Source organism: uncultured Gemmiger sp. (assembly GCF_934561205.1).
In the GTDB taxonomy this organism is placed as follows: Bacteria; Bacillota; Clostridia; order Oscillospirales; family Ruminococcaceae; genus Gemmiger.
Window position 1 is genome coordinate 72,024 of the sequence record NZ_CAKTFU010000008.1, and the last position, 22,664, is coordinate 94,687.

Annotated in this window: 14 protein-coding genes; 9 read left to right on the top strand and 5 right to left on the bottom strand. The window is 60.4% G+C overall.

Going from position 1 to position 22,664, the window contains the following annotated elements; genetic code table 11:
* Positions 1-3: 3 nt before the first annotated feature.
* Positions 4-480 (bottom strand): PTS galactosamine transporter subunit IIB, encoded by a 477-nt coding sequence (gene agaB, locus Q0I19_RS06925; RefSeq protein WP_294759811.1) that lies wholly within the window; start codon positions 478-480, stop codon positions 4-6.
* Positions 481-689: 209 nt separating this feature from the next.
* Between agaB and Q0I19_RS06930 the strand changes: the two genes are divergently transcribed.
* Together Q0I19_RS06930 and eutH are read left to right on the top strand one after the other, a co-directional pair.
* Positions 690-1,814 carry an SIS domain-containing protein gene (locus tag Q0I19_RS06930; RefSeq protein ID WP_294759813.1) on the top strand — a complete coding sequence of 375 codons (1,125 nt, stop codon included), beginning with the start codon at positions 690-692 and terminating at the stop codon, positions 1,812-1,814.
* 5 nt (positions 1,815-1,819) lie between these two features.
* Positions 1,820-2,878, top strand: coding sequence for an ethanolamine utilization protein EutH (eutH, locus tag Q0I19_RS06935; protein ID WP_294759814.1), 1,059 nt, complete (start codon positions 1,820-1,822; stop codon positions 2,876-2,878).
* A 222-nt stretch (positions 2,879-3,100) separates the two neighbouring features.
* Here the strand turns inward: eutH and Q0I19_RS06940 are convergent, their stop codons facing one another.
* Genes Q0I19_RS06940 through Q0I19_RS06950 form a run of 3 tightly spaced genes read right to left on the bottom strand, consistent with a single transcriptional unit; the run spans position 3,101 to position 7,401 of the window.
* On the bottom strand, positions 3,101-3,910 hold the full coding sequence (locus tag Q0I19_RS06940; protein WP_294759816.1) for a gluconate 5-dehydrogenase: 810 nt from the start codon (positions 3,908-3,910) through the stop codon (positions 3,101-3,103).
* A 30-nt stretch (positions 3,911-3,940) separates the two neighbouring features.
* Positions 3,941-6,028, bottom strand: a complete 2,088-nt coding sequence (locus Q0I19_RS06945) for a hypothetical protein (RefSeq protein WP_294759817.1) — start codon at positions 6,026-6,028, stop codon at positions 3,941-3,943.
* Positions 6,025-7,401, bottom strand: coding sequence for an MATE family efflux transporter (locus tag Q0I19_RS06950; protein ID WP_294759818.1), 1,377 nt, complete (start codon positions 7,399-7,401; stop codon positions 6,025-6,027). Before Q0I19_RS06950 ends, Q0I19_RS06945 begins: the two co-directional genes overlap by 4 nt.
* A gap of 316 nt (positions 7,402-7,717) precedes the next feature.
* Here Q0I19_RS06950 and Q0I19_RS06955 point away from each other — a divergent pair, with 316 nt between their 5' ends.
* Positions 7,718-10,021, top strand: a complete 2,304-nt coding sequence (locus Q0I19_RS06955) for a helix-turn-helix domain-containing protein (protein WP_294759819.1) — start codon at positions 7,718-7,720, stop codon at positions 10,019-10,021.
* A 305-nt stretch (positions 10,022-10,326) separates the two neighbouring features.
* Here the strand turns inward: Q0I19_RS06955 and Q0I19_RS06960 are convergent, their stop codons facing one another.
* Positions 10,327-13,593, bottom strand: a complete 3,267-nt coding sequence (locus Q0I19_RS06960; RefSeq protein ID WP_294759820.1) for a sugar-binding domain-containing protein — start codon at positions 13,591-13,593, stop codon at positions 10,327-10,329.
* A gap of 574 nt (positions 13,594-14,167) precedes the next feature.
* On the opposite strand from Q0I19_RS06960, the gene Q0I19_RS06965 reads away from it, so the two are divergent.
* The 6 genes from Q0I19_RS06965 to Q0I19_RS06990 form a co-directional block, all read left to right on the top strand.
* A complete protein-coding gene (locus tag Q0I19_RS06965) occupies positions 14,168-15,157 on the top strand; it encodes an ABC transporter permease subunit (RefSeq protein WP_294759822.1) in 990 nt (329 codons plus the stop codon).
* Between the two features lie 19 nt (positions 15,158-15,176).
* On the top strand, positions 15,177-16,109 hold the full coding sequence (locus Q0I19_RS06970) for a carbohydrate ABC transporter permease (protein WP_294759824.1): 933 nt from the start codon (positions 15,177-15,179) through the stop codon (positions 16,107-16,109).
* A gap of 43 nt (positions 16,110-16,152) precedes the next feature.
* Positions 16,153-17,730, top strand: a complete 1,578-nt coding sequence (locus tag Q0I19_RS06975; RefSeq protein ID WP_294759825.1) for an extracellular solute-binding protein — start codon at positions 16,153-16,155, stop codon at positions 17,728-17,730.
* Between the two features lie 57 nt (positions 17,731-17,787).
* Positions 17,788-20,940, top strand: a complete 3,153-nt coding sequence (locus Q0I19_RS06980; RefSeq protein WP_294759826.1) for a GDSL-type esterase/lipase family protein — start codon at positions 17,788-17,790, stop codon at positions 20,938-20,940.
* Between the two features lie 26 nt (positions 20,941-20,966).
* Positions 20,967-21,779 carry a polysaccharide deacetylase family protein gene (locus Q0I19_RS06985; RefSeq protein WP_294759827.1) on the top strand — a complete coding sequence of 271 codons (813 nt, stop codon included), beginning with the start codon at positions 20,967-20,969 and terminating at the stop codon, positions 21,777-21,779.
* Between the two features lie 31 nt (positions 21,780-21,810).
* A partial coding sequence (locus tag Q0I19_RS06990) for a glycoside hydrolase family 88 protein (RefSeq protein ID WP_296023475.1) occupies positions 21,811-22,664 on the top strand: 854 nt, incomplete at its 3' end.

Consider the following 22,664-nt stretch of genomic DNA (forward strand, 5'->3'; position numbering starts at 1 on the left):
GGGTTACTTTTCAAAGTCCAGCTTGTGGTCGCCGGGTGCGATCTGGATGTAGACATCCACGCCCTTGGCACGGATGGCGCGAAGGTCGTCCTTGTCCTTCTCGTCCATATAAACGTGCACATCGCCGGTCACTTCCTTGCCGGGGGCGACATGCATATTGCCGATGCACAGCTTATCAATGGGAACGCCGCCCTCCACCAGCTTGCGGGCGCTCTGCGGGTTGCGCACGACCAGGAAGATGTGCTGGCTGGCAGATGCCTTGTGAATGACTGCAATGGTCTTGTCCAGCGTAAAGAACCGGATGCCGCAGCCGGAGCTTTTCGCGGTGGCGGTCATCAGGCTTTGCTGCAGCGGGTCGGCGGCTGCCAGATCATCCGCCACAACAATAAGGTTGACACCTTGTAAGGCGGTGGTCCACGCCACACCGACTTGCCCGTGTACTAAGCGATTGTCGATTCTTGTCATCAAAATGTCAGGCATAAGTTTTTCCTCCTTGTAATATGCTGCAAAGGTTTTTAGACTTTTTCTTGATTTTTAGAAATTTTCTCTAAAAACTTTGTAATATTGTAATGACAATATACCAAAGTTGTGGTATAATGTCAATAGTGTTCGGGGACTTCCCGAAGATTTTAACGTTTTACACAAAGTGAGCGTTAAAAATTTAGACAAAATGTGAAGGAGACTGCTTTATGGAACACAAAAAGACTATGCTGGACTACATTGCCGACTGCCCGGAGTTTATCCGCAACAATGTCGCCGACAGCGCCGCTCTGACAAAGCCCCTTGTGGACGAGTATGTAAACGGCGGCTACAAGAACATCTGGATCGTTGCGTGCGGTTCTTCCTCCAACGGTTCGCTCTGCGCGCGGCAGTTTATCCGCCGCCACCTGAAGTGCGAGGTCAAGATCGTCACCCCCTTTCATTTTGTATCCAGCGAGAATGATTTCAGCGAGACCGATATGGTCGTTGTCGTCAGCCAAAGCGGCTACAGCCTGAACGCGCTGGACGCCATCAAGGTCATCGAGGCAAAGGGTCGCCGCTGCATCGGTCTGACCGGCGATGTCAACAGCGATCTGGGCAAGGTGTGCGATGTTGTCGCCAACTACGGTGTCGGGCGCGAAACCGTCGCCTATGTCACCCGCGGTGTCACCACGCTGGCACTTTTCTTTATGCTGTTTGCCGTGGAGGCTGCTGTCCGTCTGGGCATCAAGACCGCTGCCGAGGGCGAGGCTGTCAAGCAGCAGCTGCTGAAGGCCGCCGACATCAACGCCGCCGTACAGGCACAGACCCCTTCCTTTATTAAAGAACACTACCGTCAGCTGTCCGGCATGACCAACGCCTATGTCTGCGGCGTGGGTGCCAACCTCGGCACCGCAAGCGAGGGCGCGCTGAAATTCGGCGAGACCGTCAGCATCCCCACCGCCGCCTATGAGGTCGAGGAGTACATCCACGGTCCCAACATCCAGATGACCCCCCGCTACAGCGTATTTCTGATCGACGGCGGCGAGGGCACGGAGCGCATCCACCGCATCTTTGAGGGCACCCAGATCGTTACGGATAACGCTTTCCTGCTGACGCGCTGCGCCGATTACAAGGACGAGCACAATGTCCTGTATGTGCCTATGGATGTGCCGGAGGAGATCACCCCGCTGTGCTGGCTGCCTTTCTTCCAGATGACTGCCTGCCGCCTGACGGATGACTTGGACCGCTGGAACAAGCACCCGTTGCAGCGCGCGATGGAAAAGTTCGTTTCCTCCAAAAGCGCCAACTATGTCAACAGCCCCTTCAGTGAAGACACGCCGGGTCGTGCGTAAGAACTATGGCGTGGATATCTGCTGTATTTTTCTGCCTGGGTGCTGCGGACACCTTGCTGGGGGATCGGCTGGGGTTGGGCAGTGCCTTCCGGCAGGGCTTTGCCGCCGTGGTGGATCTGCTGCTGCTCATGACCGGCTTTATGGCATTGGCACCGTGGCTGGGGACTCATCTGGCCCCGGTTATCACGCCGGTGTTTTCCGCCGTGGGGTGTGACCCTTCTCTGTTCGCCTCACTGTTTTTAAGCTGCGATGCAGGCGGTGCCGTGCTGGCTGCGCAGATCGCACAGGAACCGTCCGCCGGGCTGTACAACGGTTTGATCGTGGCGGCCTTTCTCGGTGCCACGATCAACGGTACGATCCCGCTGGCGCTGGGGCATCTGACAGGCACCAAACGAGCCGCCGCGGTTCGCGGATTGTTTCTCGGTTTTCTGGTCCTGCCGGTGGGCTGCCTGCTTACCGGGGCGCTGTGCGGCATCCCCCTGTCGGTCCTGCTGCACAACACCTGGCCTGTACTGGCTGTCGCGGTCCTGTTGCTGCTGCTTTTCAAATCCGGCAGCAGCGCAATCGGTCCGATCTTCAACGGCATCTCTCTGGCGGTGCGCGGTCTGACCCTGTTTGGTTTTTGCGTTTCCGTTTTGCAGGAAACGACCGGTATTGTGCTGCTGGAGGGGCTGACCCCCTTGTCGGAAATCTACCCGGTCATATGCAGTATCGGTGCGTTTCTTGCGGGAATTCTGCCGTTTTTCGCCTTTGTGCAGCGCCTGCTGACCTCACCGCTGACCAAGCTGGCCGCACGGCTGCATCTAGAGCCTGACTCCATCACCGGTCTGGTCGTGACCTCCGCCAACTGTATTCCCACATTGCTGAGTCTTGATACGCTGGAGGAGCGCGGCATCACACTGAACACGGCCTATGCGGTGGTAGCCGCTTACAGCGTCGGCGATTTTCTGGCATTTACCCTGCAATTCAGCCCCGCACACGCCCTGCCGATGATGGCAGGACGCCTTTTAAGCGGCTTGCTGGCAGTGGTGCTCTGCCTGAAAACAACACCCAAAACCACCTGAGTAAACACCCCCAACGGGCAGCTAAAACCCGTTGGGGGTGTTGGTGTTTTCTTATATCGTTCCCTGTTAGCATCCATGGCATCGGAAAACTGTTTTTATGTTTTTACAAAAAATTCCACCAGGATTTCTCAAGATAGCGCAGGGCTATAGAAAATCCCGGTGGACGAAGCTAAAACAGAAACAAAAATCGGAAAGATTCAGCGCAGTACCAAAGGAAACGCCTTACCCCGGCTGCTTGCCGATGTAAGCGAGGATACCGCCGTCAACATAGAGGATCAGGCCATTGACAAAGTCGGAAGCCTCGGAGGCGAGGAACACGGCGGGTCCGCCCAGGTCCTCGGCCTCGCCCCAGCGCTCGGCAGGGGTCTTGGCGACGATGAACTGGTCGAACGGGTGACGGCTGCCATCGGGCTGGATCTCGCGCAGGGGTGCGGTCTGCGGGGTGGCGATGTAGCCGGGTCCGATGCCGTTGCACTGGATGTTGTACTTGCCGTACTCGGAGGCAATGTTCTTGGTCAGCATCTTCAGACCGCCCTTGGCAGCGGCGTAGGCGGAGACAGTCTCGCGGCCCAGCTCGCTCATCATGGAGCAGATGTTGATGATCTTGCCGCCGCCCTGCTCGATCATATCGGGAATGACCGCCTTGGCGACGATGAAGGGGGCGTTCAGGTCCACATCAATGACCTGGCGGAACTGGGCAGCGGTCATCTCGATCATCGGGATGCGCTTGATGATGCCGGCGTTGTTGACCAGCACGTTGATGTGGCCGACTTCGGCGGTGATCTTCTTGACCATCTCATTGACGGCATCCTCGTTGGTGACGTCGCAGACATAGCCGTGGGCGTTGATGCCGGCTTCCTTGTAGGCAGCCAGACCCTTGTCCACCAGCTCCTGCTTGATGTCGTTGAAAACGATGGTGGCGCCGCAGTTCGCCATGGCGGTGGCAATGGCAAAGCCGATGCCGTAGGATGCGCCGGTGATCAGCGCGACCTTGCCGGTCAGGTCAAAGGATTTGGGTGTGCAGACAGACATAAAAATACCTCCTGTTGAATAAAAAACGGTTTATCTTTCCAGCCCGTAGGGCACCGGGTGCTTGCCGTAGCGGTTGGCGGGGCTGCCGGTCAGGGTCAGCGTCAGAGTGTTTTCACCGGGGGTCAAAAGCCCCGCCAGCGGGAATGTATGCGGCGACCAAAAGGACACGCCCGCCGGTTGACCGTTGACGGTCAGCTCCGCCATTTCCTGCCCGCGCAGCGTCAGCAGCGGCGTGGCAGCTTCGATATCTGCCGCCGTGACCTGCAGCACGGCGCGGTAGGTCTTGGCGGCACGGGCTGCGTCCTCTCCCGCAGGGAGAAAGTCCGGCACGGGCAGCGACAGATAGGTGGGCGGCAAAGGCAGGGTCTCGTTTTCCTGTGCGGTGCAGGTGAACAGCAGCAGGCTGCCGCGCGCGGGCAGCTCCAGCGGCAGGCAGGCTCCCTTGGCGGTATGCTCGGCCGGGCAGGCGCAGGGCTGACCGTTCCACAAGTCGCAGCGGCAGAGCGGGGCGTCCACCGGAAGGGTCAGCCGGGTCCGGATGGGGGTGTCGCCCTCGTTGACCAGCAGCCAGCAGGCGCGCCCTTCCTTATTAAAATAGGCGCAGCGCAGCATCGGCTGCGGCGGGTCGCAGCGGCAGTCCGGCTCCAGCGCCGAAATCTCCGGGTGCGCAGCGTCCGGGAACAGTGCCTTATCCCCCAGCACGGCGGTGTAGCGGTGTCCGTGTAAGCAAAGCGCGCCGTCCTCGACTGTGCAGGCGGGAAAGTAGCTTTCGGGAATGTACTGAAAGCCGATCTGCCGTTCAAACAGCGGGCGCACGGTGTCGGGGCAAAGGTCGCGGTTGCGGCAAGGCACGGCAACCTCCGCGTGCAGGTCAATGTCGGTCATCAGCCAGGACAGCCGCCGCCAGTAGGTGCTCCACGCCTCGTAATGCGCCCACCAGATGCTGTGGGGGCCGACGTCGGGCGGGCGCTCGTCCTTGCGCTTGCCGCGGATGCTGTAATAAAAGGCGTGCGGGATAAACAGGTTGACCCCGCGCACCGCCAGCCAGTCGGTGTACCATTTGATGTCCCCGCCCGAAAGCTGCCACGGGTTGTCGTCCTTGTTGCAGGCGCCAAAGCACTCGTTAGCGTTGCGGCGGCGGTGCATCAGCCGCGCGGCGTCGGCGCTGCACTTGCCCATCGTGGAATCCAACCCCGCCAGGCCGTCCTTTTCGGGGGCGAGCCAACGCAGCACCAGGTCCTGCCCAGGCACGGCGAAGTATTTTTCCACTTCTATATCATCGCTTTGGTGGGGGTGCCCCATCAGGCCGATGCCGTGCGCCTCGCACCAGCGGGAAAGACTGCCGTAGTAGACCTCGCCCTCGCGCTGCAAAAGCAGCCTGTGATACAGCCTTGTATCGTCGTTTTCCTTACCATCAAACAGGGCGGCGAGGTTGGCGGCGTTGCCGCCCGCACGGCGGAAGATTTCGGCAAAGCCGTGCGTCCACGGGAACATACCGCTGACATTGCGCCCCAAAATGCTCGGCTCATCGGTGAAAAATCCAATGACTGTATTGCCGAAATACTCTTTCAGTTCCCGATAGTAGGCTTCGTGGGTCAGTTCCATAAAGCGGTTGACAGCCGCAGGGTTCAGAATATCCGCCGTCAGCGGGGCGTTTTTCTCGCCGTCATCCTCGCCCCAATGCAAGCCGCGCATCGTACCGCCGCTTTTGCGCACGACCAGCGCGCCGTTTTCCGTCTGCGCCAGCAGCTCGTCCTTCGGCAAAACGGTTTGGGTCAGCGTGATGCCCTCACTGGCCAGTTCAGGGTGGTCCTTCACCACAAGCCCGCACGCCGAGCCGGAGGGGTACATCCCCTCGTCATACAAAACGATTTTCATATCCAGCGCGGCGGCGGTTTCGACAGCCGTGCGGATATAGTGGAAATAGGTGCTGCCCAGATATTCTATGCGGGCATCCAGCCCCATGCGCGGGTGCAGCACCACGCCGTAAATGCCGTGGGCGGCAAAGTCCGCCAGCTGGCGGCGCAGCTCGGCATCGGTCAGATCGCCGTTCAAAAACCAAAACGGGATGGCGGTAAATTCTCTGGGCGGGTTTTGCAGTTGGTCAAGAAATTTCATTTTGCGCTCTCCTGTGCCTCGGCATAGGCGCATATGTCCGCCCATGCGTGGGACTTATAATAAAACAGCATCGCCAACAGTCCCGCCACAAAGCTGAGCGGCACCCCCGCCATGGCGTAGCCGCCGTAGCCCAGCCACGCCAGCAGGTAGGACGACGGGATGCGCACACCCCACAGCAAAATGATGTTGACGATGGTGGCATAGCGGATCTCGCCCATACCGTTGGCAAAACTCATAATCGCGTTAAAGGCTGCATAGCACCACTGGAACGGCAGCACAATGCGGATATACCGCACAGCAAAGGTCAGTACGGCTTCGTCCTGCATAAAAAGCAGCAGCAGCGGGCGGCAGCACGCTGCCATAACCAGCCCGCCCGCCAGCGAAAGCAGCCCCGACGCCGCCGGGAGCATCCACCCGCCCTTGCGCAGACGGCGGTAGTCCTGTGCGCCGAGATTTTGCCCCGCAAACACCGAGGTTGCCTGCGACAGCGAGGTGACCGTGATGTTGGCCAGCCCGCCGACCTTGCCCGCCACCGAGCAGCCCGCCACAAAAACCGACCCCTGCAGGTTGTACAGCGCCTGCAAAAAGACGTGACCGATGGAGTACAGCGCCGAGTTCAGCCCCAGCGGCAGGCCGATGCGCACGATCTGACGCAGGGTGCCGGCGTCAAAGCCGCAGGGCAAAACAGGCAGCGCAAGCTCTGTGCAGCGGCGGCGAATGTAAAAAATGCTGCATATCCACGACAAAAACAGTGCAATCGCCGTGGCGGCTGCCACGCCGCCGATGCCAAGGCCGAGCGCACCGGTAAGCACAAGATCCAGCACGATATTCGCCGCACAGCTGGTAAACAACAGCAGCAGCGACGACGAGCTGTTGCCCATGCCGCGCAAAAGACCCGCGTTGAAGTTGTAGCCCATATTGCCTAAAATGCCCAGCATCGTGATGCGCAGATACAGCACCGCCCCCGGCATGGCGTCCGCCGGGACCTGCATCAGCCGCAGCATCCACGGCCCCAGCAGCAGCCCGATGACGGTCAGCGGCAGGGACGCCGCAAACAGCAGCCACACCGAGGTGCGCACGAGCTTTTGCAATTGGTCGCGGTCGCCGCGCCCGACTGCCTGCGACACCAGAATGGAAATGCCCGAACCGATGCCCACAAAGACGCAGAGCAGAATTTCCAGCGGCTGGGAGCTTGTTGCCACCGAGGCCAGCGCCGTGGTATCGCAAAAATTGCCGATGACCAGCGTGTCCACCGTGCTGTACAAAAGCTGCAAAATATTGCCCGCGCAGATGGGCAGCGCAAACAGCGCCGCGCGCCCCGGTACCGAGCCGTGGGTCATATCGATTTGTGCGGAATTTCGGTAAGCCGGCATAAGCCCCACCCCCTTGGCAGAATTTCTTACTTACATTGTACGCGCAAACCGCAGCGACCGCAACAATCATTATCCTCTGCCGGTTTCCTGTATTTTGGCGCTGCACCGCTTGTTTTTGGCAAGATTCACCGCAAACAATCACCCCCTTTGCCGTGCGGGATCACGCGTGTTTTTTGCCGCTTTGTGCAGGTTCAACAAAGAAAACCGCGCAAAATCAGTAACATTGACAGCAAGATTTGCCGCAAAAAGACTTGCCACAACAGCGGAAAATGTGCTATGGTTAAAATCAAATTCGGTAAAAAAGGAGTCAAACAGTATGCGGCAGCCCCTGAAAAAGCAGAACCCCCCGCGCAGCGGGCGCAGATACTCTGCCTATCAGAACCGTATTTTTTTGTATCTGGTGACCTTAGTTACCGCCCCGCTGCTGTTGCTGGGTGTGCTGTCCAGCGTGGTGTACTACCGGCAGACCGTCACGCGCAGCGATGCCATGCTGACCTCTGCGCGGGAAAACGTGGAGGCGCAGATAGAAATTGCGCTGAGCAGCCTGCGCTCGTATTACAGTGCGATGGTCAACTCGGACAATTACCAGACCCTGCACAATCTGGACGCCCCGCCGTACAGCCAATACACCCTTGTGCGCGATATGCAGAACGCCATGCGCGGCGGCAGCCTGGTGGACAAATACGTTGAGGGTTACACCTACATCAACCTGCGCAGCGGGTGGGTCCTCAGCAACAATGGTATGTACCGCCTGGCAGACGCCGCCAACCGCGAGGAGGTAGCCCACCTGCTGGGCGAATGGTCGGAGCAGCACGCCTCCATGATGTGGGTCAACCGCACCGAGTTCCCCACCCCTGCGCGGGCGGACACGCCGCTGAACACTGTGGATCTGACCGGTGAATTGCTGGTGCTGCGCAGCAGCTCCTACCGCACGGGCAGCTATGCGGTATTGATCGTAAAGCTGGATCTTTCGCCGCTGTATGAGATGACCGAGAGCTGGCAGACCGGCGGTTACAGCATTGCGGCGCGGGATTTCACCGGAAAAACCGTGCTGAGCACCTCTGCCGCATTGACCGCCCTGCTGGACGCAAACACCCCCGCCGAGGGCGCCTGTGTGCAGGACGGCTGGCGGCTGAACAGCGGCAGGATGGGGGTAAACGGACTGACCTACTATGCGGCGCTGCCGCAGCGCACCCTGGCTGCCACCGCCGGGACGGTGATTCTGATCGCCTTCGCGCTGGCAGGGGTGCTGGTGGCGGTGCTGCTGATTTGCCGCCGTTCCACCAGTGTGCTGTACGCCCCTGTGGACGATTTGATGCACGCCGCCAGCAATGTGTTTGGTCAGCCCGGCAGCGATGAGGAAGAATTTGCCTATCTGTCCGCCGGGGTCCGGCAGGTCGCCAAGGACAAGCAGGTCATGCAAAGCCTGATGCAGCAGCAAAACCGCCGTTTGCAGCAGAGCTTTGTGGAAAACCTGATCCGCAGCGAGGTCACCGACGAAGCCGCCGACCACACCATGCAGGAGCTGGGGCTTGCCCCCTGCCCTGCCTACCGCCTGATCGCGCTGGCGCTGAACACGGCGCCCGGCACCTCCGGCCCTGTGCGGGAAACCATGCTGCTGACCGCCATACAGACCCTGCCCACCGAGCTGCTGCGCCGCTGCGCGTTCCAGCCCGTTATGCTGAACTTTACCATGCTGCTGGTCGTGGGCGGCGAGGAGGCCGATCTGAACGACGCCGGCCGCGTGGTATTTACGGCGGCGATGCGCAGTGTGCGCACCGCACTGGGTGTTGACTGCCGCGCGGGCGTAAGCCGTACCTTCCACAAGCTGCACCATATGCAGCTGGCGGCGCAGGAGGCATGGGAGGCTTTGCGCCTGCCGGGCGCCGACGCCCCCGACGCGGGCGGGCAGATGCTGTGCTACCAGCCGCCCGAGGAACAGTGCGCCCGCAACGGCTATGACACGCTGCTGGAGCATGAGATCACCGCCGCGGTGACTGCCTGCAAAGCCAAGGAGGTGCGCCATCTGCTGGAGCGCTTTACCGCCAAAATGCTGGAAAAGGACATCCGCGGCTACGAACGGCAGTTTTACATCCAGCGCCTGGTTGCCGCCATGCTGGCCGTGGCGGAAAACGCCGGGCTTTCGGTCAATCAGGTGCTGGCAGACCGGCAGGCCAACCTGTTTGAAACCATCGGCAAAATTTACACCGCCGAACAGATGCAGAATTTCCTGATGGACGAGGTAGCCGCACCCGTTATGGACCTGCTGACGGAGTTCCGCCAGAGCAGCTCCAGCGAGCTGGTCAAAAACGTGCTGGCGCTGATCAAGCAGACGCGCGGCGACATCACCCTGAACGAGTGTGCCGACCAGCTGAACTACAACCCCAGCTATATCTGGAAGGTGCTGCGCACCGAAAAGGATACCAGCTTCAGCGATCTGGCAAACAACGAAAAACTGGAAATGGCCAAGGAGCTGCTGCTGACCAGCGATATGACGGTGGTACAGATTGCCGAAACGCTGAATTACTCCAACGTGCAGAATTTTATCCGCTTCTTCAGCAAAAAGGTCGGTATGACCCCCGGCAAATACCGCAAGGATTATCAAAACAAGAAAAAGTGAGCAGTAAAGACCGCACCCGATGCGTTTCGGGTGCGGTCTTTTCAGGCTGTCGAAAAACCTTATTTGACTTTATGCGGCATTTGCGACCTATCGGTCAGTTTGTAGGGAACGGTCTTGACCGTTCCGTGCTGCCTTGCCAAAAGCACGACATGACGAGAAAACCGCGCGCCATTCGGCGCGATTTTATGCGCTGCGCGCGGCCAGATGTGCGGATGGGTCAAGACCCATCCCTACAAATATCCCGGAAACTGACTTTTTCTACAAGCTGACCGCACCCGATGCGTTTCGGGTGCGGTCTTTTGCGGTTATTCGGTTTCGATGCGCAGGACGTTGACCTTATCATCGTACTGGGTGCGGGTGCCGGCAATGTAGGGGATCAGGGCGTTCACCTCCATGACAAGTGCGCCCTCGGCGGTCAGGTAGGGCTGACCGTCCATCAGGTTTTCCCTGCCGTCCGCCAGCAGGTGGGTGACGCCCACCTGCACCGTGACCGTGTGTCCGCCGCTGTGCAGCGTCAGGCGGCCCTCGGCGGGGTTCCAGGTATAGCAGAAGGCATCGGGAATGACCGTCTGCAGCCGTTCCAGAATGCAGAGCACCGCGCCCCAGACGCGCCCGTTTTCGTTGACGCTGCGCACGCCGCGGGTGTCCGGCTCCTGCCCGTTGACAAGAATTTTGGTGTAGCACTTATCCTCCGGCTGGTATTTGGCGGCATCCGCCTGCGGGATCGGCACAAAGGCATCGCGGCGCTGCGGCGCACAGGCGGCACAGGCGGGGCGCAGGCAGGGCAGCGGCTCGGCAGTCAGCGGCGAAAGATCGGCCGCCTTGCTTTGCAGTGTGATGACACTGCGGATGCTGCCCATCACGGCGGTCAGGCGGATGGTACCCGGCGTCGTACCGGCGCGCAAAAAGACGCGGTTGGTGCCGCACTCGGCATAGACATGGTTTTGGTGGATAACGCTGTCGTCATGACCGTGACCCGCAAAGCGTCCGCTGTTGTAGCCGCCCAAAAACTGCGCGGGACCGTCCAAGGTGAAGTCGATGCGCGCATCGCACAGCGGGCAGACGCGCCCGGCACTGTCCTGCACGGCAATATCAACATAGGCAATGTCGGCGCCGTCCGCGGCAAGACCGTCCGGCGCAGTGTGCAGCGTCAGCTGCAGCGCGGCAGGGCGCAGGGCGGTTTCCAGCCGGTCGGTTGCGGCGGGCGCGCCGTCATAGCCGTAGCCGACCGCCTCGACCCAGCCGGACTGCGTCACGTCCACGCCGGGGAAGGCGAATACAAAGGTGTTTTGCGGCTTGTCGCACCGCCCGACGCTGCGCCCGTTGACCAGCAGCTCGACCGCGGCAACGGGATAGCTGGCGATGACATACACCGTCTTATGGTGTGGGTCGCGGGTGTGCCAGATGCCCGTACCCTCCCAGCAGGTGCCGTTAAAGCGCTTTTCCTCATAGCGATAGTTGGCAGAGGTGAGGGCGGGGTAGTTCCAGTGACCGACGATCTTTACGGCGGGGGCTTCGCTTTGCATGACGCGGAAATAGGCAAAGCTCTGCTTTTTGGTGCGGCAGGGGTCCACGCGGCCGCTCATGCGGGCGTTTTCGCTGTAGGATTGGCGGCCGTGCTGGGCAGAGTCTGTCCAGCAGAGCGCGGCGCAGGCGCTGTAATAGCTTTTGCCGGAGGCACCGCCCATGCGGTCGTTGAAAAATTCCGCATAGCCGCGCGCATTTTCAAGCGCCAGTTCCTCACTGGTCAGGTCGTAGAAGTCGTATCCCGCCGCCTTTTTGCCGCCCTTGCCGACCCAGCGGTTGCGGTAGTCGAAATCCGGCGGGGTGAAATCATCCCAGATGCGGCGGGGGGCTTCCTCGCGGCTGTACTCGGTTTCGGTAACGGGACCGTGCTGCGACAAAAAGCGGGCGGCGTGGCGGTTCAGCATGGTGCCGACATACTCGCTTTCGTTGACGACGTCCTCGGTGTTCAGGGTGCGGCAGCCCATAAAGCGCCCGCCGTGGGGGTCAAGCTGCTGCTTGAGCAGGCGCATTTCCCGCATATGCTCGCGGGAGATCGAGTTGTTGCCCGCCTCCCAGAACAAAATGGACGGATGGTTGCGGAAGGCGATGATGACATCGCGCATCAGCTCCACGCGCTGGTCCCACTGGCGGCCAAAGTTTTCTTTTTCCTTGTCGCCGGCAGGCTGGGTGCAGACGATGCCGTGGCGGTCAAAGGCACGGACGTCCGCGGGGCTGCCCGCCACGTGCATAAAGCGGACGTGGTTGGCGTTGCTTTCCCGGATCAGGGCGGCATCGGCGTCGTGCAGCCATTCGGGTGCAATGCCGATGGCGGCCCACTCGTTGGCGGCGCGCTGGGCGTAGCCGCGCAGCCACTGCACCGCGCCGTTGATGCGGACCCCGCGCTCGCTGTCATAGCTTACGGCGCGGAACCCCGTTTCCAGCCGCTGGGTATCGGTTTTTTCCCCGTTTACAAACAGCTCTGCCTCCACGGTGTACAGGTAGGGGTCGTCGATGCTCCAGAAGCGCAGCGGCAGGGTGTCGGCGGCGGCGCGCAGCACGCTGACCTGCACCGAGTCGGTGGCGGTGGGCGCGGGCAGGGCTTCGTCCTCCACGGGGCGGTAGTGTCCGGGTACGGCTTCGTCGGGAACATAGGCATCCGCCGGGGTGATGCTCAACGGCGGGACAGCGCGCCCCGTGGGCGGCACGGTGGTGGGTGCGCCGTCAAAAATGGCGGCAACGCTGCCGTCCGGGCGGCGCAGCGTGATGCGCAGCTTGGCGGAAACCGGGGTTTCGCCCTCGTTGCGGATCTCTGCCTCGGCGGCAATGTCTGCCGTCGAGTTGCTTACATCAAAATTTTTGCCGTAAACGTAAACGCCCTTGGTCTGCAGGTTGGAGTACAGCGGCAGCGTCAGGTAGACGTCGGGCTTGAAAAACACCTGCACGGGGCGGGTAATGCCGCCCACCGAGGGGTTGAAGTCGTTGCAGTTCCAGAAAAACGGAACGCCGGCACATTCGGCAGGAACGGCCTGCTCCTGCGCAAACAGGTAGCTGCCGGGGGCGACATCGGGCTTGTTGGGGGTTTCGGCTATACAGAACGGCGCATTGCGGGTGGCAGTGTTGTCGGTGGCGATGGCGATCAGGTTGGGGGCATCGTACCGCACATAGGGCGTGATGTCAAAGCCGAAGGGCGCAACGCCTGCCTCGTAGTAGCCCGCCAGCGTGCCGTTGACATACAGGTAGCAGGTTTGGCGCATCCCCTCAAATGCCAGCAGCACCTTGTGGTTTTTGTGCTGCGGCGGGATGGTGAGCCTGTTGCGGTAGAACGCTGCGGTGCGGCGCTGACCGCTGCCGCCGTCCTGAATACGGTCACGGAACAGATCCTCATCGTTGAAGGTGTGGGGCAGCGTGACGGGCTGCCAGTCGGTTTCCTGATAGGCAGGCTCGTAAAAGGCGTGTCCGTCGGCGTCGCGGTGGGCGTCCACTGCCTTAGCCATGGGAAAGGCGTCCGCGCGCAAAAAGTGCCAGCCGTGGTGGAAATAAAAACTTTCGCCTTGCAGGGTAGACATAGCGGTTTCTCCTTATTCAATCAGCTATATACAGCCATATACAGTTGCAGGCCCGCGATCCTACCTTTATCATACGCGCCGCGCAGGATAAAAACAAGTGTCATTTGCTGTGTACGGTTTTTGGAATTTGCGCTGCATCGCCAAATATTCGGATATGGCAGATCGCTGCCGGTTCGGGTGCGGCGCAGGGGCGGTTTCGGCGGGGGTGCCGGATCTCCATCGCCGCGGGGTCACGGGCGGGGCGCGCCCTGTCCCTGCGGCGCACATTTTTCCGTTTTGGCAAACTGCACAAAACAAACGCCTGTTATGTATAAAATATTCACAATTTCAACCTGAAACAGCAAACGATAGTGCCGGTAGATATAAGGATTGTTTTGTGTGTCACCTGCACAGTTTTTGTCGATACACAGTTAAATATAATGAAAATTTTCGCGCGTTTTTGATTGTAGCCAAACCCGCCGGGCAGGGTTTACAATGAAACCAACGAAACAGCCGCCGGCGAACGAGCACGGTCCGCGATCCCGACCCTGAACCCCCCACCGGCGGCTGACAAGAACAAAAGGAGGAAACGTACATGGCACAAACCGCTGCGGTCAAGCAGAGCAAGGCCAATGCCCGTGCCCAAAAGCAGTTGGGGCACAACACCTGGCGCAAGGCACTTATGCAGCATTACTGGTTATACCTGATGATGCTGCCGGCGCTGCTCTACATGATTATCTTCAACTACCTGCCGATGACGGGCCTGTATATGGCATTTACCGATTTCAGCCCCTTCAACGGCGACACCATTCTGGAATGTGTGTTCGGCAGCCCCTTTGTCGGGCTGAAGTACTTCAAAAAGCTCTTCACCGGCCCCGACTTCTGGACACTGTTCCGCAACACACTGTCCATCTCGCTGGCGAACCTGTTCTTCGCCTTCCCCGCCCCCATCATTCTGGCGCTGATCTTAAATGAGCTGCGCTGCAAGTGGTTCAAGCGCACGGCGCAGACGCTGGTCTACATCCCCCACTTTGTCTCCATCGTCATTGTGGCGGCGCTGACCTTCCAGATGTTCTCCACCACAGACGGCGCCATCTACCACGTTTTGACACAGCTTTTCGGTTCCAAGGCGCCTGACCTGCTCAGCGACCCCAAGCTGTTCCCCGCGCTGATCGTCGGGCAGAATATCTGGAAAGAGACCGGCTACGGCACCATTATCTACTTAGCGGCGCTGTCCAGCGTGGACACCCAGCTGTATGAGGCCGCCAAAATCGACGGTGCCGGCCGCTGGCAGCTGATGTGGCACGTTACGCTGCCCGCCATCCGCGGCACCATCGTGCTGATGCTCATCATGAAGGTCGGTCAGCTTTTGAACACCAGCTACGAGCAGATCTTCCTGATGCAGAACTCGATGAACCGCGCCGCCTCCGACGTGTTTGACACCTACGTTTACACCAAGGGCATCACGGGCGGTCAGTATTCGCTGGCAACTGCCACAGGTTTGTTCAAATCCACCATCAGTATGCTGCTGGTTATGACCGCCAACAAAATTGCCAAGCTGTTCGGCGAGTCCGGTCTGTACTAAAGAAGGGAGCTGTGCTACAATGACAATGCCCTTTACCAAAAAGAAAGACGAGGTGCGCGCCACCGGTGCGCTGGAAGCCCGCACCCCCGGCGATCAGGTCGTACAGGTTTTGCTGTATGTCATCATTGCGCTGGTGGCGCTGGCGTGCGTGCTGCCCTTTATCTATGTGGTGGCAGGTTCCTTTGCCACCGAGCGCGAGCTGACCGAGCGCCCCTTCTTCCTGATCCCGCAGGACGTATCGCTGAACGCCTACCAGTACATCCTCAAGCAGGGCGATGTGTTCCGCGGGTTAAAGAACTCGCTCATCGTCACCCTGATCGGTACGCTGATCAATATGTTTGTTTCCTGCACCATTGCGTACCCGCTGTCCCGCCCGTACCTGAAGGGGCGCAACGGGTTCATCAATATGGTCATCATCACGATGCTGTTCACCGGCGGTATGGTCCCCTCCTACATTATGGTGGTCAACGTGCTGCATCTGGGCAACACCTACTGGGCGCTGTGGCTGCCCACCGCGATGAGCGCCTTCAATATGATCATCATCAAAAACTACTTTCAGGGCATCCCCATGGAATTGGAGGAAGCCGCCATCATCGACGGCTCCAACGACCTGATCACCTTTGTGCGCATTATCCTGCCGCTGTCCGCGCCGGTGCTGGCCTCGGTCAGCTTGTTCTACGCGGTCAGCCACTGGAACAGCTACTTCAACGCGATGCTGTACATCAACAACTCCAATATGGAGGTCATCACCATCGTGCTGCGCCGCCTGGTCTTTTTGACCACGCAGGTGGCCGAGGATTCCACCTTTGACTGGGGCGCCGCCGGTATGCCGCCCATCAAGGCGGTCAAAATGGCCACCACGGTGCTGTCCACCCTGCCGATCCTCTGCATCTATCCGTTTGTGCAGAAGTTCTTTACCCAAGGTGTCATGGTCGGCTCGGTCAAGGGCTGATACAACGCATACAACCACTACGATACAAAAGGAGAAAACGAAAATGAAAAAGGCACTTTCCCTCTCTATGGCGCTGGCAATGTCCGCCGCCATGCTCGCAGGCTGCGGCGGCTCCGCCTCCGGCAGCACCTCCTCTTCCGGCGCTGCTTCCTCTGCGGGCAGCACTGCCTCCGGCACCCCCACCGTTACCTTTATGATCCCCGACTTCACCGGTCATGTGCTGAGCAATGAACATTCCGATGAGGTCATTGCCAAGTACGAGGACTACACCGGCACCCATGTCGAGTGGCGCACCGAGGCCAACGACACCTACAGCGAGAAATTCGGTCTGACCCTGATGGACAAGGACAATATGCCCATGATCCTGACCGCCACCAAGACGCTGGACCAGAACGCCAACGCAGCGGACGCTGCCAAGCGCGGTGCTTTCTGGGACCTGACCGAGTACCTGCAGGACAGCGAAGCCTACCCCAACCTGTCCCAGATCAGCCCCGATGTTCTGAAGGGTCTGACCGTGGACGGTCAGATCATCGGCATCCCCCGCTCCCGCGCTATCGGTCGTAACGGTCTGGGCTACCGCACCGACTGGGCCGAGGCCGTAGGCATCACCGAGGCACCCAAAACTGTCGATGATGTGTACGATATGCTGTATAAGTTCACCTATGACGACCCCGACGGCAACGGTGCAAACGACACCTACGGTCTGGAAATGTGCAAATACACCGGCCCGTGGGATATCATCCAGACATGGTTCGGCTGCGGCAACGGTTGGGTCGAGCAGGACGGCAAGCTGGTTCCCGTACACCAGACCGCGGAGTACAAGGAAGCGCTGGACTGGATGCGCAAGATCTACGCCGACGGTCTGGTTCGCCCCGACTGGGCAACCGTGGACACCTCCAACTTCCAGGTCGACAGCCAGAAGGGCGTCACCGGCGTCTTTGTGGACACGATGGACGGCACCAAGCGCATCTGGAAATACTTTGAGGACAACGCCATTGCCGACGTAAACGATGCCTCCAAGATCGCCACCATGACCTCTGTCGGTCCCATCAACGGTCACACCCTCGCCACCACCGGCTACAACGGTTTCTACCTCATCACCAAGTCCGGTGCCAAGACCGAGGAGGACGTCAAGGCCTGCCTGCACTTCCTTGACAAGATGTGCGACCCCGAGATGATGGCGCTGGCCGACTACGGTCTGAAGGACATCTGCTATGACATCAACGCCGACGGCAAGGTCGTTCCCAACGGCAAATACGACACCACCAACTGCCCGAATGCAGGTCTGAATCAGGCTGTGCCTTATGTCCCCTACCTGACCGAGCAGAACCCCGACTACCAGCTGGAAAAAGCTGACTATCAGCTGGCTTACGAGGAGAGCATTGCCAACAACGTGCAGTATGCCGTGTTTAACCCCGCACTGGGCTACCTGACCCAGTCCGACACCTACGCCGAGTGCGGCAGCGACCTGGTCCAGATCCTGGACGACGCCCGCACCCAGTATATCTGCGGTCAGATCGACGAGGCCGGTCTGCAGGCTGCCTTTGACCAGTGGAACGCCCGCGGCGGCGCACAGGTCATTGAGGAAGTCAACGCCCTGTACGCAGCAGATAAAGCCTAATGGAATGTGAGCGCCGCAGCGGATGTTGCGGCGCTTTTTATGATGGAGGGAAATTCCATGCAGATCTCTGTGCGCAGCCAGACGGCTGCCCAAACCGCCCTTGCCTGGCAGCCGGTGCCTGACGCTGCCCGCTACCGCATTTTGTGGAGCGACCGCCTTGGCGAGACCGTGCGGTTCAAAACGGCGGGCGAATGTGCGGAAACGGTATTTACCTTTTGCCGTTCGGCCCATATCCCCTACTACATCAAGGTGCAGGCGCTGGCGGAAAACGGCACCCTGCTGGAGGAAAGCGCCCCCTGCCAAACCCCCGTGGGGCGTGTGCTGCACCGGCAGCTGGAGGCACTGTCCCGCGGGCTGGTGGCCGTCACGGCAAACACCGGGGTGTTTATCAGCTGGCGGCTGTTCCAAAGCGAGGTCAACGGCTGCAGCGCCACCGGCCTGACCGGCACTGACTTTGTCCTGTACAAAAACGGCGTCAGGCTCGCCGCCGTGACCGACAGCACGAACTATCTGGACGCGCAGGGCACCAACGAGGACACCTACGCCGTGGCGCCGCTGGTAAACGGCGTAGAAGGGCCCGCCTGCAGGGGCGTAAAGCCGTGGCAAAAGGGTTACTACGAGCTGCCGCTGCAAAAGCCCGCCGACGGTGTGACCCCCGCCGGGCAGCCCTTTACCTACCACGCCAACGATATGAGTGTGGGCGATATCGACGGCGACGGCGAGTACGAATATTTTGTAAAATGGGACCCCGACAACTCCCACGATGTATCCATCAAGGGCTACACCGGGCGGTGCTTTATCGACTGCTACAAGCTGGACGGCACGCCGGTCTGGCGGCTGGACATGGGGCAGAACATCCGCGCCGGAGCGCACTACACCCAGTTTATGGTGTACGATTTCAACGGCGACGGCAAGGCGGAGATGGCTGTCAAGACCGCGCCCGGCACCGTGATGACCCGCTTTGCACCGGACGGCACCGTGCTGTCCCGCCGGTATATCACGATGCCGCAGAAGGATCGGGACGCCGGGTACAGCCACGCGGACAACTACGTCTGCTCGGCGCAGGATTACCGCCTGCATATGGCAGAGGTGTTCCGCCGCTGGCATACCCACCCCGAGGTCGTAAACGGCCGCTGGCCCGCCACGGTGGAGCAGTGCTTTGGGCTTGCGCCGCGCTATGCCTACCCCCTGTGTGAGGACGACGCTCTGGCGCTGGCGGATTATTTTCTGGACGTGTACGCGCCGAGCCGCAGCCCCAAAAACGAGCTGCGCAAATTCGAGGGCTTTATCTTTGACGGCCCCGAATACCTGACGATGTTCGGCGGGGACGGCACCGAGCTGGACACCATCGACTACCCCTACCCCCGCGTGGATGACGGGCTTTTGTGGGGCGACTACGCGATGCCCCGCATTGAGCCGTGCAACCGTGTGGACCGCTTTAACGCAGGGGTCGCCTATCTGGACGGCGAGCGCCCCTACCTGATCGCCTGCCGCGGCTACTACACCCGCGCCACACTGGCGGCCTACGACTTTTTTGAGAACCGCTTCCGCAAGGTCTGGGGCATCGATTCCGGCTTTGTGCCGATGGCGAACCCCTTCAACGACAGCAGCTGCCACCTGTCCGTCGGCACCGACCCCGTGTACGGTGTTCTGGCGGGGCAGGGCAACCACAGCATTTCCACCGCCGACATTGACGGCGACGGCTGCATGGAAATTGTGTACGGTGCGGCAGCCATCGACCATGACGGCAGCCTGCTGTACTCCATGTACGGCACCCTGCCCGACGGCAAGACCCGCGCCAAGTTCGGCCACGGCGACGCCATGCACGTTGCGGACATCGACCCCGACAGCCCCGGTTTGGAGATTTTTAATGTCTACGAGGAGGGCGAGCGCGCCCCCTACGGCTGGGCGCTGCGCGACGCCGAAACCGGCGCAGTCCGCTTTGGCGAATATGCCGAGGAGGATCTGGGGCGCTGCATGATCGGCAAAATCGACCCCGACACCCGCGGGCTGCAGGTCTGGGTCAAGGACGTGTACGATGTAAACGGCCGCAAGCTGGAGGTTCCCACCCCCGGCACCAATATGAAAATCTACTGGGCAGGCGACCTTTCGACCCAGATCACCGACGGCGCGGACTACCTGCACGGCAGCCAATACGGCGTCATTAACGATCTGACCCACGGCGTTATGCTGCAGCCCGTCGGCACCGCCACCAACAACGGCACCAAGGGCAACCCCTGCCTGGTGGCGGACGTGCTGGGTGATTTCCGCGAGGAGCTGCTGGTGCGCACGGCGGATGACACCGCCATACGCATCTACACCACCACCGACCTGACCCCCCACAAGCTGTTTACCCTGATGCACGATGCGCAGTACCGCTGCGGCGTGGCCTGGCAGAACAACTGCTACAACCAGCCGTGCTACCCGTCCTTTTACTATGCGGGCGACATGGATTTTGCCAACGTGCTGCCGCAGCTAAACGCCAAACCCACCCTGTGGATGGCGGGCGATTCCATTATGCAGAGCTACGCCCCCGAGGACAAGCCGGTGACCGGCTGGGGCGAGGTGCTGCACACGCTGGCGCACGGTGACGCTGTATGCCAAACCGCCCACCGCGCGGACTGCCCCTTCCCACAGGAGATGCGCTACGAGCTGCCGGGGCTTGTCATTGACAACTGCGCCATGGCGGGCCGCAGCAGCAAGACCTTCCGCGAGGAAGGGCGGCTGGACGACATTGCCGCACATATCCGCCCCGGCGACGTGCTGGTGGTCAGCTTTGGGCATAACGACGCCAACCACAACAAAGCGGAGCGCTATGTATCGGCCGATGCCTTTGGCGAAAGCCTGCGCCCCTTCTGGGACGCTGCCCGCAGCCACGGCGCGGTGTGCCTTTTTGCCTCCCCCGTGGCAATGCGCGAGTTTGACGAAAGCGGCGTCTGCCACCCCTCCTTTGCCGCCCACCGCGAGGCGATGCGCGCCTTTGCCGCCGAGGTCGGCGCGCCGTTTATTGACCTGGGCGCCGCCACCGCCGCCGCCAACACCGCCCTTGGCGCCGAGCGCTGCAAGACCCGCTATATGTGGGTGGGCGCCAAACAGGACAACGCCCACCAGCAAAACGCCGGCGCCTGCCGCACGGCACAGGCCTTTGTGCAGCAGCTTTTACAGGATACCACCCCCGCACTGGACGTGCTGCGGGCGAATTTCAAATAAAATTGACAGAAAAGAAGGCTTTGTTTATGAACTACACCGAACCCAGAGTTCTTTACACCTGCTTCCCCGGCGGCAAGCACAAGGTGCTGACGATGAGCTATGACGACGGTCGGCTGGAGGATCGCCGCCTTGTTGCACTGTTCAACCGCTACGGCATCCGCGGCACCTTTAACCTGAACGGCGGTCTGCCCCGCCCCGAGCGCATCCCCGAAAGCGAATGGCCGGAGCTGTACAAGGGGCACGAGGTCGCCTGCCACACCTACCACCACCCCACCATCTCCCGCAGCCCGCTGGACCAGACCGCACGGCAGGTGCTGGCAGACCGTATGCAGCTGGAGGGGGTCATGGGGTACCCCGTGCGCGGTCTTGCCTACCCCAACGGCAGCTGGACACCGGAGATCGCCGCCCTGCTGCCCGCGCTGGGCATCCGCTATGCCCGCGTTGTGGGCGACACCCACGACTTTGCGATGCCCCACGACTTTATGACATGGAAAGCCACCTGCCACCACACCCACAACCTGCTGGAGGACGCCCAGCGCTTTGTCGAGCTGTACAAGACGCAGTACCTTTATATGATGTATGTCTGGGGGCACAGCTTTGAGTTCCGCACCGAGGAGGACTGGGCATTGATGGAGCAGTTCTGCCAACTTGTCGGCGGGCGCGAGGACACCTGGTACGCCACCAACATCGAGATCGTGGACTATATGTCCGACGCTGCGCGCCTGCAATACACCGCCGCGGGCGATAAGGTCTGCAACCCCAACGCCCGTTCCGTCTGGGTCGAGGCGGACGGACGTCAGTATGAGATCCCCGCCGGAAAGACTGTGGCGCTGGTATAAGCAGATTCGTTATGTAAAAAAGGAGAGAATAATGGCAAACCTGATTTTTGACAAGGCCCGGATCGAAGCTGCCATCGATAAGATCGTGGACCGCACGATGCGCATGGACATGACGTGGGACTGGCCCTGCGGTGTCGCCTACTACGGCATCTGCGAGGCATATGAGGTCACCAAAAACGAGCGCTACCTGCAGCTGGTCAGGGACCGCGTGGACGAGTATATCGAGCTGGGCCTGCCCAGCTGGACGGTCAACACCTGCTCGATGGGGCATTGCCTGATCACCCTGTATGAGCATACCGGCGACGAAACCTATCTGAACATCGCCAAAAGCAAGGTGGAATATCTGGAAAAAGAGGCGCTGCGCTTTGGCGACCATGTTTTGCAGCACACCGTGTCGGTCAACAACGATTTCCCTGAGCAGGCATGGGCAGACACACTGTTTATGGCGGGCTTCTTCCTGTTGCGCATGGGCGTACTGCTGAAGGACGAACAGCTCATCGACGATGCGCTGAACCAATATTACTGGCACATCAAGTACCTGCAGGACCCCGAAAGCGGGCTGTACTACCACGGCTACAACAATATTACCGGCGACCATATGTCGGGCATCAAGTGGGGACGCGCCAACGCATGGGCTGCCTACACGATGGCGCAGGTCGGCGTGCGGCTGCCGCAGTGCTACCTGTACCCCAAGTTTTTGGACGTTGTCGGCAGCCTGAACGACCAGCTGGCTGCGCTCAAGCTGTACCAGACCGAAAACGGCCTGTGGCGCACCATTGTGGACGATGCCGCCTCTTATGAGGAGGTCAGCGCCAGCGCGGGCATCGCCGCTGCCATGATCACCAAGGGCAACCCCCTGCACATCAAGTACATCAACAAGGCGAT